Annotated in this window: 21 protein-coding genes; 8 read left to right on the top strand and 13 right to left on the bottom strand. The window is 62.1% G+C overall.

Going from position 1 to position 19,916, the window contains the following annotated elements; genetic code table 11:
• Positions 1–86 precede the first annotated feature (86 nt).
• Genes H045_RS03755 through H045_RS03745 form a run of 3 tightly spaced genes read right to left on the bottom strand, consistent with a single transcriptional unit; the run spans position 87 to position 2,124 of the window.
• On the bottom strand, positions 87–728 hold the full coding sequence (locus tag H045_RS03755; protein ID WP_015371471.1) for a LysE family translocator: 642 nt from the start codon (positions 726–728) through the stop codon (positions 87–89).
• A gap of 52 nt (positions 729–780) precedes the next feature.
• Positions 781–1,191 carry a fosfomycin resistance glutathione transferase gene (gene fos, locus H045_RS03750; RefSeq protein WP_003233868.1) on the bottom strand — a complete coding sequence of 137 codons (411 nt, stop codon included), beginning with the start codon at positions 1,189–1,191 and terminating at the stop codon, positions 781–783.
• Positions 1,192–1,209: 18 nt separating this feature from the next.
• A complete protein-coding gene (locus H045_RS03745) occupies positions 1,210–2,124 on the bottom strand; it encodes a LysR family transcriptional regulator (protein ID WP_015371470.1) in 915 nt (304 codons plus the stop codon).
• Positions 2,125–2,201: 77 nt separating this feature from the next.
• On the opposite strand from H045_RS03745, the gene H045_RS03740 reads away from it, so the two are divergent.
• Together H045_RS03740 and H045_RS03735 are read left to right on the top strand one after the other, a co-directional pair.
• Complete coding sequence (locus tag H045_RS03740; RefSeq protein WP_015371469.1) at positions 2,202–2,690, top strand: DMT family transporter; 489 nt, start codon at positions 2,202–2,204, stop codon at positions 2,688–2,690.
• A gap of 134 nt (positions 2,691–2,824) precedes the next feature.
• Positions 2,825–3,982 (top strand): MFS transporter, encoded by a 1,158-nt coding sequence (locus H045_RS03735; RefSeq protein WP_015371468.1) that lies wholly within the window; start codon positions 2,825–2,827, stop codon positions 3,980–3,982.
• On the opposite strand, the gene yiaY is transcribed toward H045_RS03735, so the two are convergent.
• Positions 3,979–5,127, bottom strand: coding sequence for an L-threonine dehydrogenase (yiaY, locus tag H045_RS03730; RefSeq protein WP_015371467.1), 1,149 nt, complete (start codon positions 5,125–5,127; stop codon positions 3,979–3,981). The genes H045_RS03735 and yiaY overlap by 4 nt on opposite strands.
• Before the next feature lie 123 nt (positions 5,128–5,250).
• Between yiaY and H045_RS03725 the strand changes: the two genes are divergently transcribed.
• Together H045_RS03725 and H045_RS03720 are read left to right on the top strand one after the other, a co-directional pair.
• Complete coding sequence (locus H045_RS03725; protein ID WP_003233860.1) at positions 5,251–6,267, top strand: DUF4917 family protein; 1,017 nt, start codon at positions 5,251–5,253, stop codon at positions 6,265–6,267.
• Between the two features lie 402 nt (positions 6,268–6,669).
• Entirely contained in the window at positions 6,670–7,638 is a 969-nt protein-coding gene (locus H045_RS03720) for a FecR family protein (protein ID WP_003233858.1), read from the top strand.
• Between the two features lie 52 nt (positions 7,639–7,690).
• Here H045_RS03720 and H045_RS03715 read toward each other — a convergent pair whose 3' ends face one another.
• The 4 genes from H045_RS03715 to H045_RS03700 form a co-directional block, all read right to left on the bottom strand.
• The gene (locus H045_RS03715) at positions 7,691–8,908 is read right to left on the bottom strand and encodes a class I SAM-dependent methyltransferase (protein ID WP_015371466.1); all 1,218 of its coding nucleotides are present in this window, start codon (positions 8,906–8,908) and stop codon (positions 7,691–7,693) included.
• A 143-nt stretch (positions 8,909–9,051) separates the two neighbouring features.
• A complete protein-coding gene (locus H045_RS03710; protein ID WP_003233854.1) occupies positions 9,052–9,669 on the bottom strand; it encodes a TPM domain-containing protein in 618 nt (205 codons plus the stop codon).
• Positions 9,670–9,700: 31 nt separating this feature from the next.
• Positions 9,701–10,429 (bottom strand): TPM domain-containing protein, encoded by a 729-nt coding sequence (locus H045_RS03705; RefSeq protein WP_003233852.1) that lies wholly within the window; start codon positions 10,427–10,429, stop codon positions 9,701–9,703.
• An 18-nt stretch (positions 10,430–10,447) separates the two neighbouring features.
• Positions 10,448–11,059 (bottom strand): LemA family protein, encoded by a 612-nt coding sequence (locus tag H045_RS03700; RefSeq protein WP_003233851.1) that lies wholly within the window; start codon positions 11,057–11,059, stop codon positions 10,448–10,450.
• Between the two features lie 243 nt (positions 11,060–11,302).
• Between H045_RS03700 and bglX the strand changes: the two genes are divergently transcribed.
• Positions 11,303–13,594, top strand: coding sequence for a beta-glucosidase BglX (gene bglX, locus H045_RS03695; RefSeq protein WP_015371465.1), 2,292 nt, complete (start codon positions 11,303–11,305; stop codon positions 13,592–13,594).
• A 71-nt stretch (positions 13,595–13,665) separates the two neighbouring features.
• On the opposite strand, the gene H045_RS03690 is transcribed toward bglX, so the two are convergent.
• From H045_RS03690 to H045_RS03675, 4 genes are all read right to left on the bottom strand, one after another.
• On the bottom strand, positions 13,666–14,823 hold the full coding sequence (locus H045_RS03690) for a phospholipase D-like domain-containing protein (protein ID WP_015371464.1): 1,158 nt from the start codon (positions 14,821–14,823) through the stop codon (positions 13,666–13,668).
• 1 nt (position 14,824) lies between these two features.
• Positions 14,825–15,406 (bottom strand): YceI family protein, encoded by a 582-nt coding sequence (locus tag H045_RS03685; protein WP_003233845.1) that lies wholly within the window; start codon positions 15,404–15,406, stop codon positions 14,825–14,827.
• A gap of 70 nt (positions 15,407–15,476) precedes the next feature.
• Entirely contained in the window at positions 15,477–15,791 is a 315-nt protein-coding gene (locus H045_RS03680; protein WP_003233843.1) for a hypothetical protein, read from the bottom strand.
• Positions 15,788–16,861, bottom strand: coding sequence for a serine hydrolase domain-containing protein (locus H045_RS03675; protein WP_015371463.1), 1,074 nt, complete (start codon positions 16,859–16,861; stop codon positions 15,788–15,790). Before H045_RS03675 ends, H045_RS03680 begins: the two co-directional genes overlap by 4 nt.
• 185 nt (positions 16,862–17,046) lie before the next feature.
• Between H045_RS03675 and olsB the strand changes: the two genes are divergently transcribed.
• Together olsB and H045_RS03665 are read left to right on the top strand one after the other, a co-directional pair.
• Positions 17,047–17,802, top strand: a complete 756-nt coding sequence (gene olsB / locus H045_RS03670) for an L-ornithine N(alpha)-acyltransferase (RefSeq protein ID WP_003233840.1) — start codon at positions 17,047–17,049, stop codon at positions 17,800–17,802.
• A complete protein-coding gene (locus H045_RS03665) occupies positions 17,802–18,593 on the top strand; it encodes a lysophospholipid acyltransferase family protein (RefSeq protein ID WP_015371462.1) in 792 nt (263 codons plus the stop codon). The genes olsB and H045_RS03665 overlap by 1 nt, the downstream gene beginning before the upstream one ends.
• A 258-nt stretch (positions 18,594–18,851) precedes the next feature.
• Here H045_RS03665 and H045_RS03660 read toward each other — a convergent pair whose 3' ends face one another.
• Positions 18,852–19,436: an acyl carrier protein phosphodiesterase gene (locus H045_RS03660; RefSeq protein WP_015371461.1), complete on the bottom strand. Its 585-nt coding sequence runs from the start codon at positions 19,434–19,436 to the stop codon at positions 18,852–18,854.
• A gap of 154 nt (positions 19,437–19,590) precedes the next feature.
• Here H045_RS03660 and H045_RS03655 point away from each other — a divergent pair, with 154 nt between their 5' ends.
• The gene (locus H045_RS03655) at positions 19,591–19,905 is read left to right on the top strand and encodes an ArsR/SmtB family transcription factor (RefSeq protein WP_003233834.1); all 315 of its coding nucleotides are present in this window, start codon (positions 19,591–19,593) and stop codon (positions 19,903–19,905) included.
• Positions 19,906–19,916: the final 11 nt, after the last annotated feature.

The following is a 19,916-nucleotide window of genomic DNA, read 5'->3' as shown; positions in this document are numbered from 1 at the left end:
GACATACACCTCGCCCTGAATTCGAATTTTCAGGGCGGTAAAGGTTTAGAAAAAACTTTTCAGTGCGACGAACGGTCGCCGCTGCTTCAGGCAGGCTTGCTGCCGAACAGGCCCGGCAACGCGTGGGCCAGGGCATTGATAGCGAAGCCGATGAACATCACGCCGCACAGCCGGGTGATCAGGATTTCGTGGCGCTGATACACCATGCGCACGCGCTGGGCGCCGACCACGCCGATCAGAATCGTATAGGCCAGCAGGCCGCCTATAAAGCTCAGGAAAATCAGCGACGGCAGCATCGCCCAGGCCAGCAATTCGGCGCGGCTGGAAAGTAATGCCGTGAATGTCGCAACCGCCACCGGGTACGCCTTGGGATTGGTCAGGCCAAACAGGATGCCGTGCCAGAACGGATGCCGCGCCGCGCCCTGAGGTGCATCACTGTTGCGACGCTGGGTGCGAATCGCGCGCCAGCCGAGCCAGAACAGATACAGCCCGCTGAGCACGCCGAGCACGTCGAATGCCGTGCTGCCGACCTCGCGCGCGCCCACAATCGCAATCAGCGCGGTGCTGCACCACAGCACGTCCCCCAGCAAATGCCCGCACAAAAATCCCGCGCCGGCACGGCGGCCACGGGAAGCACCAATGCCGAACACCGCCAGCACGCCCGGACCTGGCGTAATACCGTAGATGAAGCCTGAAGCAAGGACGGCGAGCAGCAGGGATGGGGTCATGGGCGTGACTCTGAAGGATGGTTGAGGTGTACGGATTCTGCACGTTCCGGCGTCATGGGTAAAACTTCATGCCTGTGTAAGGTTTGTCACGACAGGCTTGCAGACGCGACGCCAGATCGCCAACGTGGACCTCGAGCTTGTGCCCATCAGGGTCGAGAAAATAGTAGGAAGCGCCCTCACTGCGGTTATCACGCCATTCCTGCACACCCGCGGCCCTGAGGCGCTCTACCAATGCATCAAAATCACGCGGATGCGTGCTGAATGCGTAGTGGGTGTAATCAACCGCCAGCGTCGGGTCGCGCAGCGGGTCGAGGGACAAACAGAGCCACAACCCAGGCAGCGAGAGGTAAGCGCCGTTGTCCCAGGTTGCATCGAGCTGCAAGCGCAACAGCTCGTGGTAGAAGCGCAGGCTGCGTTGCACATCGGCGACGGCCAGCGTGAGGTGATTGAGTCCCGAAAGCATACTGTCGTTTTCCTGTTATCAACGGCCTTCGCACAATACACCCCGCACCTGCCCACTCAACCACTGCAACCCTGCATCTCCACCCCGCCGCGCATGCCACGCCAATTCAAAAGCAAACGTGGGGATATGAAACGGCGGCGGCACGGCCAGCAGTTGCTCTTGATCAATGGCCAGGACTCCCCGCGATGACACTGTGAGGATCAGATCCGTGCCCTCAATCAACCGCGGCGCGACGCCCCAGTGGGGCAGGCTGATCGCCACATGCCGCCGCTCCCGAATCGCTTTCAAGGCGCGTTCGATTTCCGGGGTGCCGCTGCCGCGCATCTCCAGCAGTACATGAGGCCGCGACAGGTAAGTCGGCAAGTCGAGCACGCCGCTGTCCGGCAGGCTGTTGCGGTCCACCAGGCAGGTGTAGTGCTCTTCGAACAGCGGCGTAGTGCGCAGTTCGGCCTGCGTGTCCGGGAAGACGCCGGCGGCCAGGTCCAGATCACCATTGAGCACACCGTCGATCATGCCTTCCCGGCTGGTCTGGACGATCTGCAAGTCGATACCCGGCGCCTCCCGGCGCAACGCGCGCACCAGCTGCGGCAAAAAAATCGCCGCGCCGTAGTCCGACATCGCCACGCGGAACCGACGCTTGGCGGTCGCCGGATCAAACCGGTTCGGCGCCAGCAATGCCTGCACCTGGGCCAGGGCTTCGGCCAAGGGAGTGGTCAGCTCCAGCGCGCGGGCAGTAGCAACCAGCGCACCGCCCTGCCGCACCAGCAATGGGTCGCCGAGCAGGTCGCGCAGGCGTGCCAGTGCATGGCTCACCGCCGGCTGGCTCAGGTGCAGGCGCTCGGCGGCACGGGTGACGTGTTGCTCACTGAGCAAGGCGTCGAGAATGACCAACAGGTTGAGGTCGATGCTTCGCAGATCATTCATCAGCTGCATGCCAGCCATACGTAATTGGAATTTAAATTTGCGCGACGAATACCCTAGAGTCCAGCAAAACCTCTGGGAGATTCGACATGACGACGTTGCAATGGGCCGGGTTATTGCTCTTGGCCGTAATCGCCGGGGCGGTGGTGCCGTTTCAAAGTGCGATCAACGCCAGCCTCGGGCGCGGGCTCGGCCACCCGCTCTGGGCCACGCTGGCATCATTGCTGGTGAGCATCATTGTGCTGCTGCCGGTAATCCTTGCCCTGCGCCTGCCGTTGCCAAGCCTGGCATTTATCACCCAGGCCCCACTGTGGATGTGGGCCGGTGGCGCGTTCGGCGTGTGCTTTATTTCGCTGGCGCTGATGCTGCTGCCCAAACTCGGTGCCTCGGGGTTTATCGCCCTGGCCATGGCAGGGCAGATTCTCGCATCGCTGCTGCTCGACCACTTCGGCCTGTTCGGCCTGGCCGAACGCCAACTGACCGCGCCCAGGGTAGTGGGCGCGCTGTTGTTGATGGGCGGCGTGGTAATGATCCAATTCAGCAGCACACCTGCACGGGCGCTGGGGGCGGCGGGTTGATCAGCGGCGGTGGCGCCAAATAACAGCACGCTCAAAAGATCGACTGCGTGGTTACAAAACCAGTACTGCACAATGCAGACAAACGCACTATCAGCTTGTAGCTTACCCTCCAAAAAAAAAGGATAAGCCAGCCCTTGAAAAACACCACCACACTCATCCTCGCCTGCAGCGCCGCCTTCCTTGCTCAAGCCGGCATCAGCAGCTACTTGCCGGCAGTCCCGGCCATCGCCCACTCCCTGACAGCCGCAGAAGAGCTGGTGGCAATGGCCATTGCGGTGTATCTGGTGGGCATGGCACTGCCGATGTTGCTATGGGGCAGCCTGGGCGAGCGATTTGGCAGAAAGCCGGTATTGCTTGCAGCGCTGGCGTTGTACGCACTGCCGAGTGCGGCAATTGCGTTGGCGGGCAATGTCGAATTCTTCCTGGCAATGCGGCTGATTCAGGGCCTTGGCGCGGGTGGCGTTTCGGTGATGGCGCGCGTGCTGGTCCGCGACAATTTCAGCGGTGCATTGCTGGCCAAGGGGTTGTCATGGTTGGGGATGACCTTCGTGATTGCCTTGGGCCTGAGCCAGTTCGCAGGCTCGCTGTTGCAGATGGCATTCGGCTGGGAAGCGATCTTTTATACCTTGGCGCTGGGGGCCAGCGTGCTGATGGTGGTGGTGCAACGCATGATAGTTACGACGCGTATGAAGGCCGCCCCTTTGCTCTGCGCATGGCGTGTCTACACACAGATCGTACGACATCCACCTTTCTTGTACGCGGCACTCGCCGGCGGGCTGGGCTATGGCGTGATCATCGTGTTCAACACATGTGCACCGCTGATTCTGCAAGGCCGCTTTGGGTGGAGCGCGGCGCAATATGGCTGGCTGGGCTGGCCGATCAGCGGCGCATATCTGACAGGGGCGTTGCTGGTCAATCGCGTCGTCGCGCGCGTGGGGCGGTTGACCATGATGAGCGTCGGCAGTGCGCTGGTGTTGCTGGGCACGGCGATCATGCTGTTAGGCAGTGTATTTGCCGGCGCACTGGCGGTGCTGCTGTGGATGCCCTATTGCCTGGCATTGGTGGGGCAGTCGATGAGCTATCCCATCAGCTTATCCATGGCCAATGATCAGTCTCCGGTCAGTGGCGCTTACGCCATGGCCTTGAGCGGGTTCATTCATCAATTGATCGCGGCGCTGATCGGCGGCGTGGCGAGCCTGCTGGTGAGTGAGCAGGCATGGCCCTTTACGCTGCTGTGCGTGGTGCTGGCGAGTACTGCCTGCGCCTGTGTGGCTCGCTGCCGGGCGATCTAAAACGCATTGCGAAAAACCTCCTCAATCTGCCGCTGATCCGCCCGACGAGGGTTGGTCAGCCCGCACGCGTCCTTCAACGCATTGCTGGCCAGCAGTGGAATGTCCTGCAACTTGGCGCCGAGTTCGCGCAGGCCAGCGGGGATTTCCACGTCGTGGGACAGTTTGCGGATCGCGGCGATGGCGGCCTGGGCGCCCTCTTCGGCAGTAATGCCGGTGATATCGGCCCCCAATGCGCGCGCCACGTCACTCAGGCGCCTGGCGCAGACACTGGCGTTGAAGCTTTGCACGTGGGGCAGCAAGACCGCGTTGCATACGCCGTGGGGCAAGTCATAAAAGCCGCCCAACTGGTGCGCCATGGCATGCACGAAACCCAGTGACGCATTGTTGAAGGCCATCCCGGCGAGGAACTGCGCATACGCCATGTTCTCCCGGGCGCCTTTGTCGCTGCCGTCGTGCACCGCCAGGCGCAGGTTGGCGCTGATCAGCTCGATGGCCTTGATCGCGCAGGCATCGGTAATCGGCGTGGCGGCGGTGGACACGTAGGCTTCGATGGCATGGGTCAGGGCGTCCATGCCGGTGGCGGCGGTGAGGCCCTTGGGCATGCCGACCATCAGCGCAGGATCGTTGACCGACAACAACGGCGTGACGTTGCGGTCCACGATGGCCATTTTCACGTGGCGGGTTTCGTCAGTGATGATGCAGAAGCGGGTCATCTCGCTGGCGGTGCCGGCGGTAGTATTGATGGCCACCAGCGGCAGTTGCGGCTTGCTCGACCGGTCGACGCCTTCGTAGTCGCCGATACGCCCGCCATTGGTGGCGCACAACGCGATGCCCTTGGCGCAGTCATGGGGCGAGCCGCCGCCCAGGGACACCACGAAATCACAGGCGCTCTGCTGCAGCAGCGCCAGGCCTTTCTCGACGTTGTCCACGTTGGGGTTGGGCCTGGCACCGTCGTAGATCACCGAGTCGATGTCCTGCAGCGCCAGCTTCTCGGCAATCATGCCGGCCACGCCCGCCTTGGCCAGGCCCGCGTCGGTCACGATCAGCGCCTTGCGAAAAGCGTAGTTGCGAATGGCGAGCATGGCGTCGTCCAGGCAGTCGGCGCCCATGATGTTGACGGCGGGAATGAAGAAGGTGCTGCTCATGGTCAATCCTCGGAGGCGTTAGGCCGACAGGATCAACCCTTGCCGCACGGCGCATGTTGATCAGGATCAATGCCCGCTCGTGATAAAGTCACCGTCCAGCCGATTTTGAGTAGACCCACCGCAATGAAGGATTTCCAGGATATTGACGCCCACCTTGAAGACTGGACCGCGCTGCGTGCTGCCCTCGACTTCAGTGGGATTCTGATCGGCAATGGCGCCAGCCGCACGATTTGGGAAGACTTTGCCTACGACTCGCTGTTTGAAAACGCGCGCACCGTCGAAGAAAAGCCCTTGGGCGCATCCGAACTCAGCGTATTCGACGCCCTGCAAACCCGCAGTTTCGAGCAGGCCCTGGGCGCACTGAAAACCACCAGCCGGGTCAACAAGGCACTGGCGGTCAGCTCGGCGGCGCCGCGCAACCGCTATTACGCGATCAAGGAAGCGCTGATCAACACCATCCACGCCGTGCATATCCCGTGGCGACTGGTGCAGCCGTCGACACTGGCGACGATCAACCATGAATTGCAGCGTTACGCGACGGTGTTCACCAGCAACTACGACTTGCTCAATTACTGGGCGATCCTGCACACGCCAGGCATCGACGACCTGTTCCGCAGCGCCGACGCCCACTTCGACCTGCGCGACACCCGCACCGACGCCACGCGCATTCTGTACCTGCACGGCGGCCTGCACCTGGTGCGTAACCTCGACGGCACCGCGCGCAAACTGGCGTCCACCGACAGCACCCTGCTCAGCAGTTTTGCGATCAACAATACGATCAAGACCCTCGACGACGTGCCGCTGTTCGTCAGCGAAGGCACGGTACAAGAGAAGCTCAAGACCATCCGCAGCTCGGATTACCTGTCGTTCTGCTATGAACAGTTGCTCAGCCACGAGGGCGCGCTGTGCATCTTCGGGCATGACCTGGGGCCCCAGGATCAACACCTGGTGGATGCCATTCGCCAAGCGGATGTGAGCAACCTGGCGATCGCGGTGTCGGGGCGCAGTGAGGGGTTTATCCGCCAGCAGAAAAGGCGCTATTCGCAGTTGTTTGACGGCACGGGCGTGGCACTGAGGTTCTTTGCCGCACGTACCCATCCACTGGGCAACCCGGCATTGTCCGTCCCGGTTGAGCGTTGATCAAACGGTGGGAGGCTGCGCCAGGTCTTGCAGTAGCCATGTGGCGAGCAGGCTTGTCCTGCGTTGGGCTGCGCAGCAGCCCCAATACCAGGCGCTAAGCCGTATCAGGTACACCGCGCTTTCCTTAAATTGTGGGCGCTTCGCACCCCAACGCGGGGCAAGCCCGCTCGCCACAAAAGGCCCGCTCACCATAGGGATGTGGTTGCCGCAGTCAGTACGCCAGGGTCAATAGCCGCCGCGCCGCGCCTGCAACGCCTGGAACACTTGAAAGAAGTCCTCGCCGAACCCTCGCCCCGCAGGCAAGAAGCCCTTATGCTGCACCGCTTCGAAGGCCTGGACGCAGCTCGCCCTGCTGCATTGCAAAAGGCATCTTCAATCCGCCCCCGGCACGGAGCAGCCAGAATGAACCGCCTGAGCGACACCGACGCCCTCGACAACGAAGCACGCGACGCCATCGATGCCCAGGCCGCCAGCTGGTTTGCACGCAACCGCAACCACCTGAGCCGCACCGAGCGCAAAGCCTTTGCCGCCTGGCAGTCGGTGCCTGCGCATGCGCAGGCCTACGCCGAATTCGAACAGCTGTGGGCCGACCTCGCCCAACTCCAACAACTGAACAAACCCGTGGTGTTGATAGCACGCAAAGCGTCCTTCTGGCGCTCGGCCCTGGCCGTGGCGGCCGGCGTGCTCTGCGCCGTGCTGGCCACGCACCTGGGCGCGCCCCGCGAGCCTTATCAGGGCCAGTTGGCGGCCCACGCCAAGGGCATGCGCAATCTCGACCTGCCCGATGGCAGCACCCTGTATGTAAACGCCAACACCCACATCCGTGTGGACTTCACCGCGCATCAACGCATTCTTCACCTGGACCAGGGCCAACTGTACATCGACGTCGCCGCCGACAAGGAACGCCCCCTGTACGTGCAGGCCGGCACCGCGACTGTGCGGGCGGTGGGCACGGGTTTCGATGTGCGCCGCAGCCAGCAGCAACTGGTGGTCAGCGTCGCCCATGGCCAGGTGGCGTTCGAGCCGGACGCGAACACACCCGTCGCTCTGCTTGGCGCCCGGCAACGCGCGATTTACAGCTACGCCCAAGGCGCGTTGCAACAGCAATCCCTCACCGCCGAAGAGGTGGCCGACTGGCGCAGCGGCCACTTGTCGTTTCGCAATCAGGAACTGGCCAGCCTGATCGACGAGCTGAGCCTGTATCGCCCTCAGGCGCCGCTGCAGGTCAACAAGGCAGTTGCAGCGCTCAAGGTGTCGGGCAACCTGGATGTGAATGATCCCGACGCCCTGCTCAATGCCCTGCCCGCGCTGCTGCCGGTGAAAACCGTAGCCTCGGCGGACGGTGTCCTGCGGATCGAACCAAGCCAATAGCTCCACGCATGAAAATATTTTCCGGCGCTGAGCCGCGACCATTGGACCGCGTTCAGCTCAAGAAACCATCCGCGCGCAGCAGGGTTTCCAGGCAGTGCTCAGTGATGTGATAGAACGCCTTCAGCGCCTGGATTTTCGCCAGCAACTGCGCATTGTCCAACGGCTGCGAGCGCTTCACCGCGAGGATCATCTTGTTCTTGTTGGTGTGTTCCAACGAAATGAACTCGAACACCTTGGTCTCATAGCCACAGGCCTCAAGGAACAGCGCACGCAGACTGTCCGTGACCATTTCCGCCTGCTGGCCCAGGTGCAGACCGTATTGCAGCATCGGCTTGAGCAACGCCGGGCTCTGGATCTGCAGCCGAATCTGTTTGTGGCAGCACGGCGAGCACATGATGATCGATGCGCCGGAGCGGATGCCGGTGTGGATCGCGTAGTCGGTGGCGACATCGCAGGCATGCAGGGCGATCATCACGTCCAGTTCGCTCGGCGCCACGCTGCGCACGTCCCCGCATTTGAACACCAGCCCAGGGTGTTCCAGACGAGCGGCGGCGGCGTTGCACAGGCTCACCATGTCTTCGCGCAGCTCTACGCCAGTGACCTCGCCTTCGGCCTTGAGGGTGTTGCGCAGGTAATCGTGAATCGCAAACGTGAGGTAACCCTTGCCCGAGCCGAAATCGGCAACACGCACTGGTTGGTCGAGTTTGAGGGGCGACGAGGTCAGTGCATGGCTGAACACTTCGATGAACTTGTTGATCTGCTTCCACTTGCGCGACATCGACGGGATCAGCGCCTGCCTGGCGTCGGTCACGCCCAGGTCGGCGAGGAACGGTCGGCTCAGGTCGAGGTAGCGGTTCTTCTCACGGTTATGCTCGGCAGACGGTGCTTCGCGCAGTTGTTGCGGTTTGCTTTTGAACAGCGAACTTTTGTTCTTCTTGCTGTACTCCAGCTGGACTTCATCGGTCAGCGACAGCAAGTGCGCGTTCTTGAATGACGCAGGCAACAGCTCGGCAATCGCCGCCACGCCCTCGGCCAAGGGGAAATTCCTGGTGATATCGCGGGTCTTGTAGCGATAGACGAAGGACAGGCACGGCTGGTCCTTGACGGTGACCGGCTTGATGATCAGGCGCTGCAGGTCGGCTTCCTCACCGACGTACTTGGCCAGCACCAGCTTGATAAAAGCGTTCTGCGCAAGGCTTGCGTTCAGCAGCTCAATGAACTGGGCATGATGATCCGACGCGGGGCTTGCGGGTTTAGCGGTGACGGACATGAACAAAAACGCCTCGGGCAGGGAATGTCGGGCATTTTAGGGGGGATGGCGGTTGGGGGCACGGAGTTATTTGATCAACGGTCACCACAACATACCACTGTGGGAGCAAGCCCCCTCCCACAGTTGGCATGCGGTTGCCCGGACTATTCGAGCACGACCAGTCGGTTAGGCAACTCATTGCGCGTCTGCGTCACCGGCACATGCACCTTGAGCAACTCGCCGCACGCCTCGATGCACGCAATAAACCCGGCGAGCGTCTGCCCCTGTTTCACTTGCTGGGTAAATGCCTTGACGATGGCGTCCCAACTGCTGTCATCCAGGCGTGTGGAAATGCCGTCGTCGACAAGGATCTCCACATAACGCTCCGCCTCGCTGACAAAAATCAGCACCCCGGTGCTGCCCAGCGTGTGGTGCAGGTTCTGCTCCAGGAACTGGCGCCGCGCCAAATTGGACGCGCGCCAATGACGCACCGAACGCGGGATCAGGCGGGTGGTGACCCAAGGCAGACGAAACAGCAGGCACAGCACGATGAACGTCGCCCATTGCGCCAGCAGCAACGTGTACATGGTCATGTAGCCCGACAGGTAATGCACGATACCCGGCACCACCAACGCGATCAGGCTGGCCCACAACAGCGGGATGTAGGCGTAGTCGTCGGCACGCGCCGCCAGCACGGTCACCAGCTCCGCGTCGGTCTGTTGCTCGACCCGCGCAATCGCTTCGGCGACCTGGCGTTGTTCGTGTTCAGTCAGTAATGCCATGGTTGTACATGCCCATTTTTAGTTGTTGTCATCACCAGCCACCTGAAGCACCGCCGCCGCCAAACCCACCGCCGCCGCCCCGGAATCCACCACCGCCACCGCCTCCCCCGCCGCCGCGACCGCTGCTGCTGAGGATCGCCAGCAGGATTGCCCCCACCGGCAGGCCCATGCGATTGCACAGCCACAGCACGCCGATCAGCAGCACAAACAGGCCGATGGAAAACCCGGGGTTATCCACAGCGAAATTCGCATCCGCCACATGGGCCGGCACGGCCAACGGCTCACCGCCCACCACCTGGATCATCGCCGCCACGCCGTCGCTGATGCCCTGGCTGAAATGGCCGGCCTTGAACTTGGGCGCGATCACCTGATTGATGATCACCCAGGACTGCGCATCGGTCAGCACACCTTCCAGGCCATAGCCGACTTCGATGCGCAATTTGCGCTCATCGCGGGCGACGATCAACAGCGCGCCGTTGTCCTTGCCCTTCTGCCCGATGCCCCAGGCGCGGCCCAATTGATAACCGAAGTCTTCAATGGGCACGCCCTGCAGGTCCGGCACGGTGACCACCACGATCTGGTCGCCCGAGGTTTGCTCCAGCGCCTGCAACTGCCGGGTCAACTGCTCGCGCACCGCCGGGTCGATCATCTGGGCGTTATCCACCACCCGCCCGGTCAGTGCCGGGAAGTTCAGCGCCGCCTGGGCTGCGCCCACGCAGGCCAACAGCCACAGCGCCAGACCTATCCGTAATAAACGCATCGCCACCTCAGGAAAGTCTTACTTGAACTTCACTTGCGGCGCTTTATCGGCATCGGCACTGGTGGCTTCAAACGAGGCGCGTACCGGCAGATCGCTGTACATCACGCTGTGCCACAGACGGCCGGGGAAGGTACGGATTTCGGTGTTGTAGGCCTGCACGGCCTGGATGAAATCGCGACGCGCCACGGCGATACGGTTTTCGGTGCCTTCGAGTTGCGATTGCAGGGCCAGAAAGTTCTGGTTGGCCTTCAAGTCCGGGTAGCGCTCGGACACCACCATCAAACGGCTGAGTGCACCGCTGAGGCCATCCTGGGCTTGCTGGAACTGCTTGAGTTTTTCCGGGTTGTCGAGGGTGCTGGCATCCACCTGGATCGAGGTGGCCTTGGCCCGCGCTTCAATCACGGCGGTGAGGGTGTCCTGCTCATGGGCAGCGTAGCCCTTGACCACTTCTACCAGGTTGGGGATCAGGTCGGCGCGGCGCTGGTACTGGTTCTGCACCTGGCCCCAGGCGGCCTTGGCCTGCTCGTCCAGCGTGGGAATGGTGTTGATGCCGCAACCGCTGAGCAGCGTGCTGATCAATAGCAATGCTGCGGCCTTCAAGCCCCAGCGATAAGGATGTGCTGCTTGCATGGTGTTTCTCCTGACGAACCTTGATGGAATGTGACGACTCATCCCACAAGCAACACGCTTGGGGCATAATCCGCCACCACTGGCATGCATCGAGCCAATCAGCTACAAAGATGCCCAGCGCGAAAAAGAGTTCAGAGTGTGCTGCATTTATCTGAACAACACCCGAACAACAATAGACATTCCCCACATTTTGGCCGACGGCATGCTCTTTCAATGCCGCGCAGTAGCCGAAAAAGGATATTCATGAAGAAGCTGTGTTTGCTCGGCCTTGTTGCCACTCTGGCCAGTCATCCCGTATGGGCAGAAACAAAGCCTGCTGCGCTCAAGGACAAGGACGCCTTCGTCAGCGACCTGCTCAGGCAGATGACCCTGGACGAAAAGATCGGCCAGTTGCGCCTGATCAGCATCGGCCCGGAAATGCCCCGCGAGCTGATCCGCAAGGAAATCGCCGCCGGCCGTATCGGCGGCACGTTCAACTCCATCACCCGCCCGGAAAACCGTCCGATGCAGGACGCGGCCATGCAAAGCCGCCTGAAGATCCCGATGTTCTTCGCCTACGACGTGATCCACGGCCACCGCACCATTTTCCCGATCAGCCTGGCACTGGCCTCCAGCTGGGACATGGACGCCATCGGCCGCTCCGGACGCATCGCCGCCCAGGAAGCCGCCGCCGACAGCCTCGACATCACCTTTGCGCCGATGGTCGATATCTCCCGCGACCCGCGCTGGGGCCGCACTTCCGAAGGCTTCGGTGAAGACACCTACCTGACCTCGCGCATTGCCGGCGTGATGGTCAAGGCGTTCCAGGGCACAAGCCCGGCCAATGCCGACAGCCTCATGGCCAGCGTCAAGCACTTCGCCCTGTACGGTGCGGTGGAAGGCGGGCGCGACTACAACGTGGTCGACATGAGCCCGGTCAAGATGTACCAGGACTACCTGCCGCCTTACCACGCGGCGATCAAGGCCGGCGCCGGCAGCGTGATGGTGGCGCTCAACTCGATCAACGGCGTGCCCGCCACCGCCAATACCTGGCTGATGAACGACCTGCTGCGCAAGGACTGGGGCTTCAAGGGCCTGGCCGTGAGCGACCACGGCGCGATCTTCGAACTGATCAAGCACGGCGTGGCCAAGGACGGGCGTGAAGCCGCCAAACTTGCGATCAAGGCCGGCATCGACATGAGCATGAACGACTCGCTCTACGCCAAGGAATTGCCGGGACTGCTCAAGTCCGGCGAGATCGAACAGAGCGACATCGACAATGCCGTGCGCGAAGTGCTCGCTGCCAAATACGACATGGGCCTGTTCAAGGATCCGTACCTGCGCATCGGCAAGGCCGAGGACGACCCGGTCGACACCTACGCCGAAAGCCGCCTGCACCGCAGCGACGCACGCGATATCGCGCGCCGCAGCCTGGTGTTGCTGAAAAACCAGAACGACACCCTGCCGCTGAAAAAATCCGCCACCATCGCCCTGGTGGGCCCGCTGGCCAAAGCGCCGATCGACATGATGGGCAGTTGGGCCGCCGCCGGCAAACCCGAGCAATCGGTGACCCTGCTCGACGGCATGAATGCAGTGATCGGCGAAAAAGGCAAGATCATCTACGCCCGTGGCGCCAACATCACCAACGACAAGGCCGTGGTCGACTACCTCAACTTCCTCAACTTCGATGCCCCGGAAGTGGTGGATGACGCCCGCCCTGCCCAGGAAATGATCGACGAAGCGGTCAAGGCCGCCAAAGACGCCGATGTCGTGGTCGCCGCCGTGGGCGAGTCCCGTGGCATGTCCCACGAGTCGTCCAGCCGCACCGACCTGAACATCCCGCAAAGCCAGCGCGACCTGATCAAGGCCCTCAAGGCCACCGGCAAGCCGCTGGTGCTGGTGCTGATGAACGGCCGTCCGCTGTCGATCGTCGACGAGAACAAGCAAGCCGACGCGATTCTGGAAACCTGGTTCGCCGGCACCGAAGGCGGTCATGCAATTGCCGACGTGCTGTTCGGTGACTACAACCCGTCGGGCAAGCTGCCGATCACGTTCCCGCGTTCGGTGGGGCAGATTCCCACCTACTACAACCACCTGAGCGTCGGCCGGCCGTTCACCCCGGGCAAGCCGGGCAACTACACCTCGCAGTATTTCGATGACACCACCGGCCCCTTGTTTCCATTCGGCTATGGCTTGAGCTACACACGATTCAGCCTGTCGGACATGGCGCTGTCCTCCACCACCCTGAACAAGACCGGCAAGCTCGACGCCAGCGTCACGGTGAAAAACACCGGCAAGGTGGATGGCGAAACAGTGGTGCAGCTGTATATCCAGGACGTGGCCGGCTCGATGATCCGCCCGGTCAAGGAGCTGAAAAATTTCCAGAAAATCATGCTCAAGGCCGGCGAAGAGCGCACCTTGCACTTCACCATCACCGAGGAAGACTTGAAGTTCTACAACACCCAGCTCAAGTTCGCGGCGGAACCGGGTGAGTTCAACGTGCAAATCGGGCTGGATTCCCAGGATGTGCAGCAGCAGAGTTTCGAGCTGCTCTGATACCGCGCGTACGATGCAAAACAATATGGGAGGGGGCTTGCCCCCTCCCACATTTGATTACAGTGAACCGGCTAGTTGCGTCGGTCCAGCAGATTGACCACCAGCCGATCAACCCACCCCCATACCCGCTGCTTCACACGCCGCCATAGCGGCCGCGCTTTCCACGCCTGCAGACTCACTGCCTGACTCAGGGCAAAATCGCGTTCGAAACTGCCGGCCACGGCCAGTGCCAGGTCCGGGTCCAGCGCTTCGAGGTTAGCCTCCAGATTGAAGCGCAAATTCCAGTGATCGAAATTGCATGAACCAATGCTTACCCAATCGTCCACCAGCACCATTTTCAGGTGCAGGAAACACGGCTGGTATTCAAAAATCTGCACGCCCGCGCGCAACAGACGCGGGTAATAACGGTGCCCGGCGTATCGCACCGACGGGTGATCGGTGCGCGGGCCGGTTAGCAACAGACGCACATCCACGCCTCGCCCCGCCGCCCGACGCAACGCGCGGCGCACGCTCCAGGTGGGCAGAAAGTAAGGCGTGGCCAGCCAGATGCGCTGCCGGCTGCTGTTTAAAGCGCGAATCAGCGACTGCAAAATGTCGCGATGCTGACGGGCGTCGGCATACGCGACCCGGCCCAGCCCGGGTCCGGTCGCTGGCACTTTGGGCAGGCGCGGCAAACCGAAATGGGTAGCCGGCTTCCACGCGCGGCGCGCCGCATTGGCATGCCATTGGCGGTCGAACAGCGCCTGCCAATCCAGCACCAACGGGCCGTTGATCTGCACCATCACTTCATGCCAGTCCGCCGTGTCCTGCCCAGGCGTCCAGAATTCATCGGTGACGCCCGTGCCGCCGACCACAGCGGTTGCCTGGTCGATCAGCAGCAGCTTGCGGTGGTCGCGGTACAGGTTGCGCACCCAGCGGCGCCAGCTCAGGCGATTGTAGAACCGCAGCTGCACACCTGCGTCGGTCAGGCGCTTGCGCAGCGCGAGGGTGAACGCCAGGCTGCCGTAATCATCGAACAGGCAGCGCACCCGCACGCCACGTTCGGCGGCATGCACCAGCGCCTGCACCATCGCTTCGGCACACGCCCCCGCCTCCACCAGATACAGCTCCAGGTCAACCTGATGCTCGGCGCGGGCGATACCCACCAGCATCTGCGGAAAAAAACGCGGTCCGTCGATCAACAACTCGAAACGGTTGGCGCTGCGCCACGGGAACACCGCGCCACTCACGTCAGCGCGCCGTAAAAATCAGCACGGCACCCACCGGCACCGACAAACTGATCGACGCAAGCCCGGCCGCCTTGCGCAAAGCCGCGACGCCCGGCATCAGGTCGAAATCCTCGGCATGCAACACCACCGGTTCCAGGGTCACCACCTGGAAGCGCCGATCATCCAGACGCGTGGCCAGCAACTCGGCGCTGTAGGTCTGGGTCTTGCCATGCAGGGTGACGCTTATCGGCAGGCGCAGCTCGATTTGCGCGCCTGGCGCCAGGTCGTTGATCGGCTGCAGATTGATCTGCGCACTGATCAGCGCCTCGGGGAATGTGTTGATCTGGAACAGCTCGTTGCGCATACGCTCATCACGCAGCGGGACGGCACTGTTGACCGACTCCAGCTCCACCTGCAACTGCGCCGCGCCCTTGCCGTCGACCTTGCCGTGCAGCACCAGAAAGCGCTGCACTTCGGCGATCTCGGTGTTTTTGGTGGTGACGAAAGACAGGCGTGAGGATTCGTTATCCAGATACCAGGCGGCGTGCGCGGGCAAAGCGGCACAGGCCAGCAGGGCGAGGGCCAGGGGTTTGACAGAGAACATAGGGACTCATGGGGCAGGAAACCTGCGCGAACCTTAAGCGCAATCTCACAACCTGCGCAAATCCATTGTCTCAGGGAGTCAAGCGACAGCCCTGGCGTTCGCCCATCCAGCGTGCGCTGTGCGTGCGCCCCAACCCACTCGCCGTCACCTCACTGCGCTCCGGGTTATCCCTGAACGCGCTGGTGGGCACGTATTGTTTCACGTAGCCCCGGCAATACTCTGCGGGGTTATTCGCCACATAGCGGCACGAGCAATATTCCTTGGCCGTGTACGCCGCGATGATGTCGGGGAAGGCCTGCAGATTGACGCGTTCGTGCCATACCCAGCCAAGCAGGGCGAGCAGCAGCACGGCAAAGAGGCTCAGAATCGGATGACGACGGATCATGGCTGCACCGCCGCGAGCACGCGCTTGAGCAGTTCGTTGTGGCTGTACGTGCCGTCGCGGTCGTCGCCGTAGCGCACGATCACCAAGTGTTCGTCGGGCAGCACGAACAGGGCCTGGCCCCAATGGCCCAGTGCGGCAAAGGTATCGGCAGGGGCATCAGGCCAGGGGCGCGGCGCGCCCTGATTGAGCCACCACTGACCGCCCGGTACGGCTTCATCCTGGCCGGCTTTATAGCCGTCGAACGGTTTTCGGTTGAACGCCACCCAGTCCTTGGGCAGCAGTTGTTCATCGCCCCAACGCCCCTCGCGCGCCATCAGCAGGCCAACCCGCGCCAGATCCCGAGCGGTGAGGTAGGCATAGGACGAGGCAACGAAAGTTTCATCGGCGTCGGTTTCCCAGATGGCCGAGCGGATGCCCAGTGGCTCGAACAACGCATCCCACGGGTAACTGACGTACGCCTTGTGGCCGAGCATGCCTCTGAGCGCGGCGGACAGGATATTGCTGTCGCCGCTGGAGTACCGAAAGGCCTTGCCGGGCGCCACGGCGGCATCGGTGTCGGCGGCGAACTCGGCCATGTCGCCATGGCCACGGGTATAGAGCATCGCCACCACCGAGGACTTCAGCGGGGCGTATTCGTAGTCTTCCTGCCAATCCAGACCCGAGGCCCAGTGCAGCAAATCGGCCATGGTCACCTTGGGGTGCTGTTTCATCGGCGGGTAAAAACGTGCGGCGGGGTCGCTCAGTTTGAAGCGATTTTGCCCGTAGGCCACGCCGAGCACGGTGGCCATCAGGCTTTTGCTGATGGACCAGGTCAGGTGCGGCGTGCTGGCGCTGGTAGGCGCGGCGTAGCGTTCATAGACGATCTGGCCGTCGCGGATCACCAGCAGCGCGTCGGTGCGAATGCCCTGGCGGGTGGCGTCGTCGCGCGCGGGAAACGCGTAGGCATTCAGCGCCTCGACGGCGGGGCCAGCCAACGGCGCGCCCTCGGCCCACTCCTTGCCGGGCCAGGTTTCAGCGTGGGCGGCGGCGGTGACTAACAACAGGGCAACACACAACAGGCCTCTGACCATGGACGCAGACTCAAGGGGGGCATTCAAGCCCGCGAGCCTAGCCCAGGCCCATGACAGTTTGGCGACACAGGGCGTGTCACCCAACCGTCACCGTAGCTTCATGGAGATGACACCGAGCCTACCTAGCCTGAGTTTGGACAAACAAGTCGACCGGCCGAAACGTGGCTGGCACTCGGAGATTCGCCATGACTCAGATCGCCCGCATCAGCGACACCGGCAATGAACGCCGTCTGCAAGCCGAACGCCTGGTTGGCGCACAGGCTCTGCAGGAAGCACAGGCCCTGCGGTTCAACGTGTTCAGCGGCGAATTCAACGCCAAGCTGAAAGGCGCGGAACTGGGCCTGGACATGGATGACTATGATGTTCACTGCAGCCACATCGGCGTGCGGGATTTGAACAGTGGTCGACTGGTCGCCACCACCCGCCTGCTCGATCACCAGGCCGCCAGCACACTGGGCCGGTTCTACAGTGAAGAAGAGTTCAGCCTGCATGGCCTGCTGCACCTGCAGGGCCCGATCCTGGAAATCGGTCGCACCTGCGTCGACCCGGCCTACCGCAACGGAGGCACCATCGCCGTGCTCTGGGGCGAGTTGGCCGAAGTACTCAACCAGGGCGGCTACAGCTACCTGATGGGCTGCGCGAGCATTCCGATGCACGACGGCGGCATCCAGGCACACGCCATCATGCAGCGCCTGCGCGAACGCTACCTGTGCAACGAACACCTGCGCGCCGAACCGAAAAAACCGCTGCCAGCGCTGGACCTGCCGTCCAACGTCATCGCCGAGATGCCGCCGCTGCTCAAGGCCTACATGCGCCTGGGCGCGAAGATCTGCGGCGAACCGTGCTGGGATGAAGACTTCCAGGTGGCCGACGTGTTCATCCTGCTCAAGCGCGACAATCTCTGCCCGCGTTACGCGCGCCACTTCAAGGCGGCTGTGTAATGGGCCGCCTGCGGGTGTACGGGCGCATTGCCCGGGTGCTGCTGGTGGTGGCGCTGGGTTTGAGCATGGCCAGTGTGTTCGGCCTGTTCGAGCGCCTGGGCGTGGCCAACTCGATGATGCGGCGCCAGCGTTGGTCGCGGTTCTTCATGGCGCGTCTGAGCAACGCCCTGCCCTTTCGCGTGACGGTGCACGGCGAGCTGCCGCGTACGCCGATGCTGTGGGTGAGCAATCACGTGTCCTGGACCGATATTCCGCTGCTGGGCATGGTCACGCCCCTGTCGTTTTTGTCCAAGGCCGAAGTGCGTACCTGGCCGGTGGCAGGCTGGCTGGCAGCCAAGGCCGGCAGTCTGTTCATTCGCCGGGGCTCGGGCGACAGTCAGTTGATTCGCAAGCAGATGACTCGTCATCTTGAGCAACAGCACCCGCTGCTGATGTTCCCCGAAGGCACTACCACCGACGGGCGCAGCCTGCGCACGTTCCACGGGCGTTTGCTGGCCAGTGCGATTGATGCTGACGTGTCGCTGCAACCGGTGGCCATTCGTTACCTGCGCGACGGTCAGGTCGACGCGCTGGCGCCGTTTATTGGCGATGATGATTTGCTGTCGCACCTGATGCGCCTGTTTGCCAATGACCAGGGCGACGTCGAGATTCATGTACTCAAACCGATTGCCTGCGCCGGGCAGGAACGCGCGGCACTCGCCTTCCAGGCGCAGCAGGCGGTGCAGAAGGCATTGTTCGGGCCGTTGCCGGAGTCGGAGCATGTGTCGGTTCGGCCGGCTTTTGCAGCCTGAGATGTGAACACAGTGCAAATGTGGGAGGGGGCTTGCCCTAATGCCGTTCAGTTAAGGAAAGTTTGTGGGCTTATTGTGGCGAGCGGGCTTGCCCCGCGTTGGGGTGCGAAGCGCCCCCAATCCAGCAAAACGCGGTGTACCTGATACGGCTCAGCGCCTGGCTTTGGGGCTGCTGCGCAGCCCAACGCAGGACAAGCCTGCTCGCCACAGGGAATCTGCGTTTAACTGAACGGCATGAGGGCTTGCCCCCTCTCACCTTTAGCTTTGTATTGTCAGGTGGTTATGCGCGAAGGCTTGCAGTTCGGGGTAGAAGATCCGGAAGTCTTCACTCAACGGCTCATACAATTCACGCAATTCCTGCATCGCAAACCCTAATGCCTGGGGTTGCGTGAGCCGCCGCGAAATCCCGCGCAACACCTGCTCCATCACCGCAAACTCGCGGTAAGACCCCAGCCAATCATCGGCCGCCATATACGGTGCAATCTGTGCCAGGCGCCCCGGCAACTGCGGCTCAGCCGCCAATACGCGATACACCTGCGAGGTAAAGCGTTCCAGCGGCTGGTCGGCATACCGCGCCCAATCCCGCGCCAGGCAGTGATCGAAAAACACATCGAGGACGATCCCGGCATAACGCCGGCGGGTGAGGCTGAAGCGCGACAACGCCTCTCCTATCAAGGGATGGCTATCGGTGAATCGGTCAATGGAACGATGCAGCTGGATCGCCGCTTCGATTTGCGGGCTGTACTGGCCCTGCAGGCGGCCTTTGACAAAGTCGCCATAGAGACTGCCCAGCAGTTGCGCAGGGAGTTGGCCGCCCAGGTGCAGATGTGCGAGATAATTCATGGCGCGCAGTCTAGCACTGCCGCCAACGTATCGTTATAATCCGATATATCGATTTGAGCTGACCTCAGAGCAAAATCATATTGGTATATCGGGTTATAACGATTTAAGGTTCGCCTCATCGCGATATAACGCTACACGAAACCGAGCACCTGCCATGTCCATCGACCTCGACGAAATAATAAAAGCCCTGGCGCACCCAGTACGACGAGACATCCTCACCTGGCTCAAAGACCCGAAGGCGCAGTTCCCCGAGCAACTGCACAACCACGAATACGGCATCTGTGCCGGGCAGATCGACCAGCGCTGCGGCTTGTCCCAGTCGACCGTGTCGGCCCACCTGGCCACCTTGCAACGGGCGGGTCTGATCAGCAGCCAGAAGGCAGGTCAGTGGCACTTTTTCAAACGCAACGAGGAAGTGATCCAGGCTTTCCTCACAGCGCTCATCGCTGAACTCAGCGCAGCGCACTAACCAAGGACACC

Source organism: Pseudomonas poae RE*1-1-14 (assembly GCF_000336465.1).
GTDB classification, from domain to species: domain Bacteria; phylum Pseudomonadota; class Gammaproteobacteria; order Pseudomonadales; family Pseudomonadaceae; genus Aquipseudomonas; species Aquipseudomonas poae.
The sequence above is the reverse complement of the archived record's forward strand: the minus strand, read 5'-3'. Positions and strand labels throughout refer to the sequence as shown.

Coding starts and splice junctions, on each gene's coding strand:
- H045_RS03755 (WP_015371471.1), bottom strand. CDS start 728: ATGACCCCATCCCTGCTGCTCGCCGTCCTTGCTTCAGGCTTCATCTAC.
- fos (WP_003233868.1), bottom strand. CDS start 1,191: ATGCTTTCGGGACTCAATCACCTCACGCTGGCCGTCGCCGATGTGCAA.
- H045_RS03745 (WP_015371470.1), bottom strand. CDS start 2,124: ATGCAGCTGATGAATGATCTGCGAAGCATCGACCTCAACCTGTTGGTC.
- H045_RS03740 (WP_015371469.1), top strand. CDS start 2,202: ATGACGACGTTGCAATGGGCCGGGTTATTGCTCTTGGCCGTAATCGCC.
- yiaY (WP_015371467.1), bottom strand. CDS start 5,127: ATGAGCAGCACCTTCTTCATTCCCGCCGTCAACATCATGGGCGCCGAC.
- H045_RS03725 (WP_003233860.1), top strand. CDS start 5,251: ATGAAGGATTTCCAGGATATTGACGCCCACCTTGAAGACTGGACCGCG.
- H045_RS03720 (WP_003233858.1), top strand. CDS start 6,670: ATGAACCGCCTGAGCGACACCGACGCCCTCGACAACGAAGCACGCGAC.
- H045_RS03715 (WP_015371466.1), bottom strand. CDS start 8,908: ATGTCCGTCACCGCTAAACCCGCAAGCCCCGCGTCGGATCATCATGCC.
- H045_RS03710 (WP_003233854.1), bottom strand. CDS start 9,669: ATGGCATTACTGACTGAACACGAACAACGCCAGGTCGCCGAAGCGATT.
- H045_RS03705 (WP_003233852.1), bottom strand. CDS start 10,429: ATGCGTTTATTACGGATAGGTCTGGCGCTGTGGCTGTTGGCCTGCGTG.
- H045_RS03700 (WP_003233851.1), bottom strand. CDS start 11,059: ATGCAAGCAGCACATCCTTATCGCTGGGGCTTGAAGGCCGCAGCATTG.
- bglX (WP_015371465.1), top strand. CDS start 11,303: ATGAAGAAGCTGTGTTTGCTCGGCCTTGTTGCCACTCTGGCCAGTCAT.
- H045_RS03685 (WP_003233845.1), bottom strand. CDS start 15,406: ATGTTCTCTGTCAAACCCCTGGCCCTCGCCCTGCTGGCCTGTGCCGCT.
- H045_RS03680 (WP_003233843.1), bottom strand. CDS start 15,791: ATGATCCGTCGTCATCCGATTCTGAGCCTCTTTGCCGTGCTGCTGCTC.
- H045_RS03675 (WP_015371463.1), bottom strand. CDS start 16,861: ATGGTCAGAGGCCTGTTGTGTGTTGCCCTGTTGTTAGTCACCGCCGCC.
- olsB (WP_003233840.1), top strand. CDS start 17,047: ATGACTCAGATCGCCCGCATCAGCGACACCGGCAATGAACGCCGTCTG.
- H045_RS03665 (WP_015371462.1), top strand. CDS start 17,802: ATGGGCCGCCTGCGGGTGTACGGGCGCATTGCCCGGGTGCTGCTGGTG.
- H045_RS03660 (WP_015371461.1), bottom strand. CDS start 19,436: ATGAATTATCTCGCACATCTGCACCTGGGCGGCCAACTCCCTGCGCAA.
- H045_RS03655 (WP_003233834.1), top strand. CDS start 19,591: ATGTCCATCGACCTCGACGAAATAATAAAAGCCCTGGCGCACCCAGTA.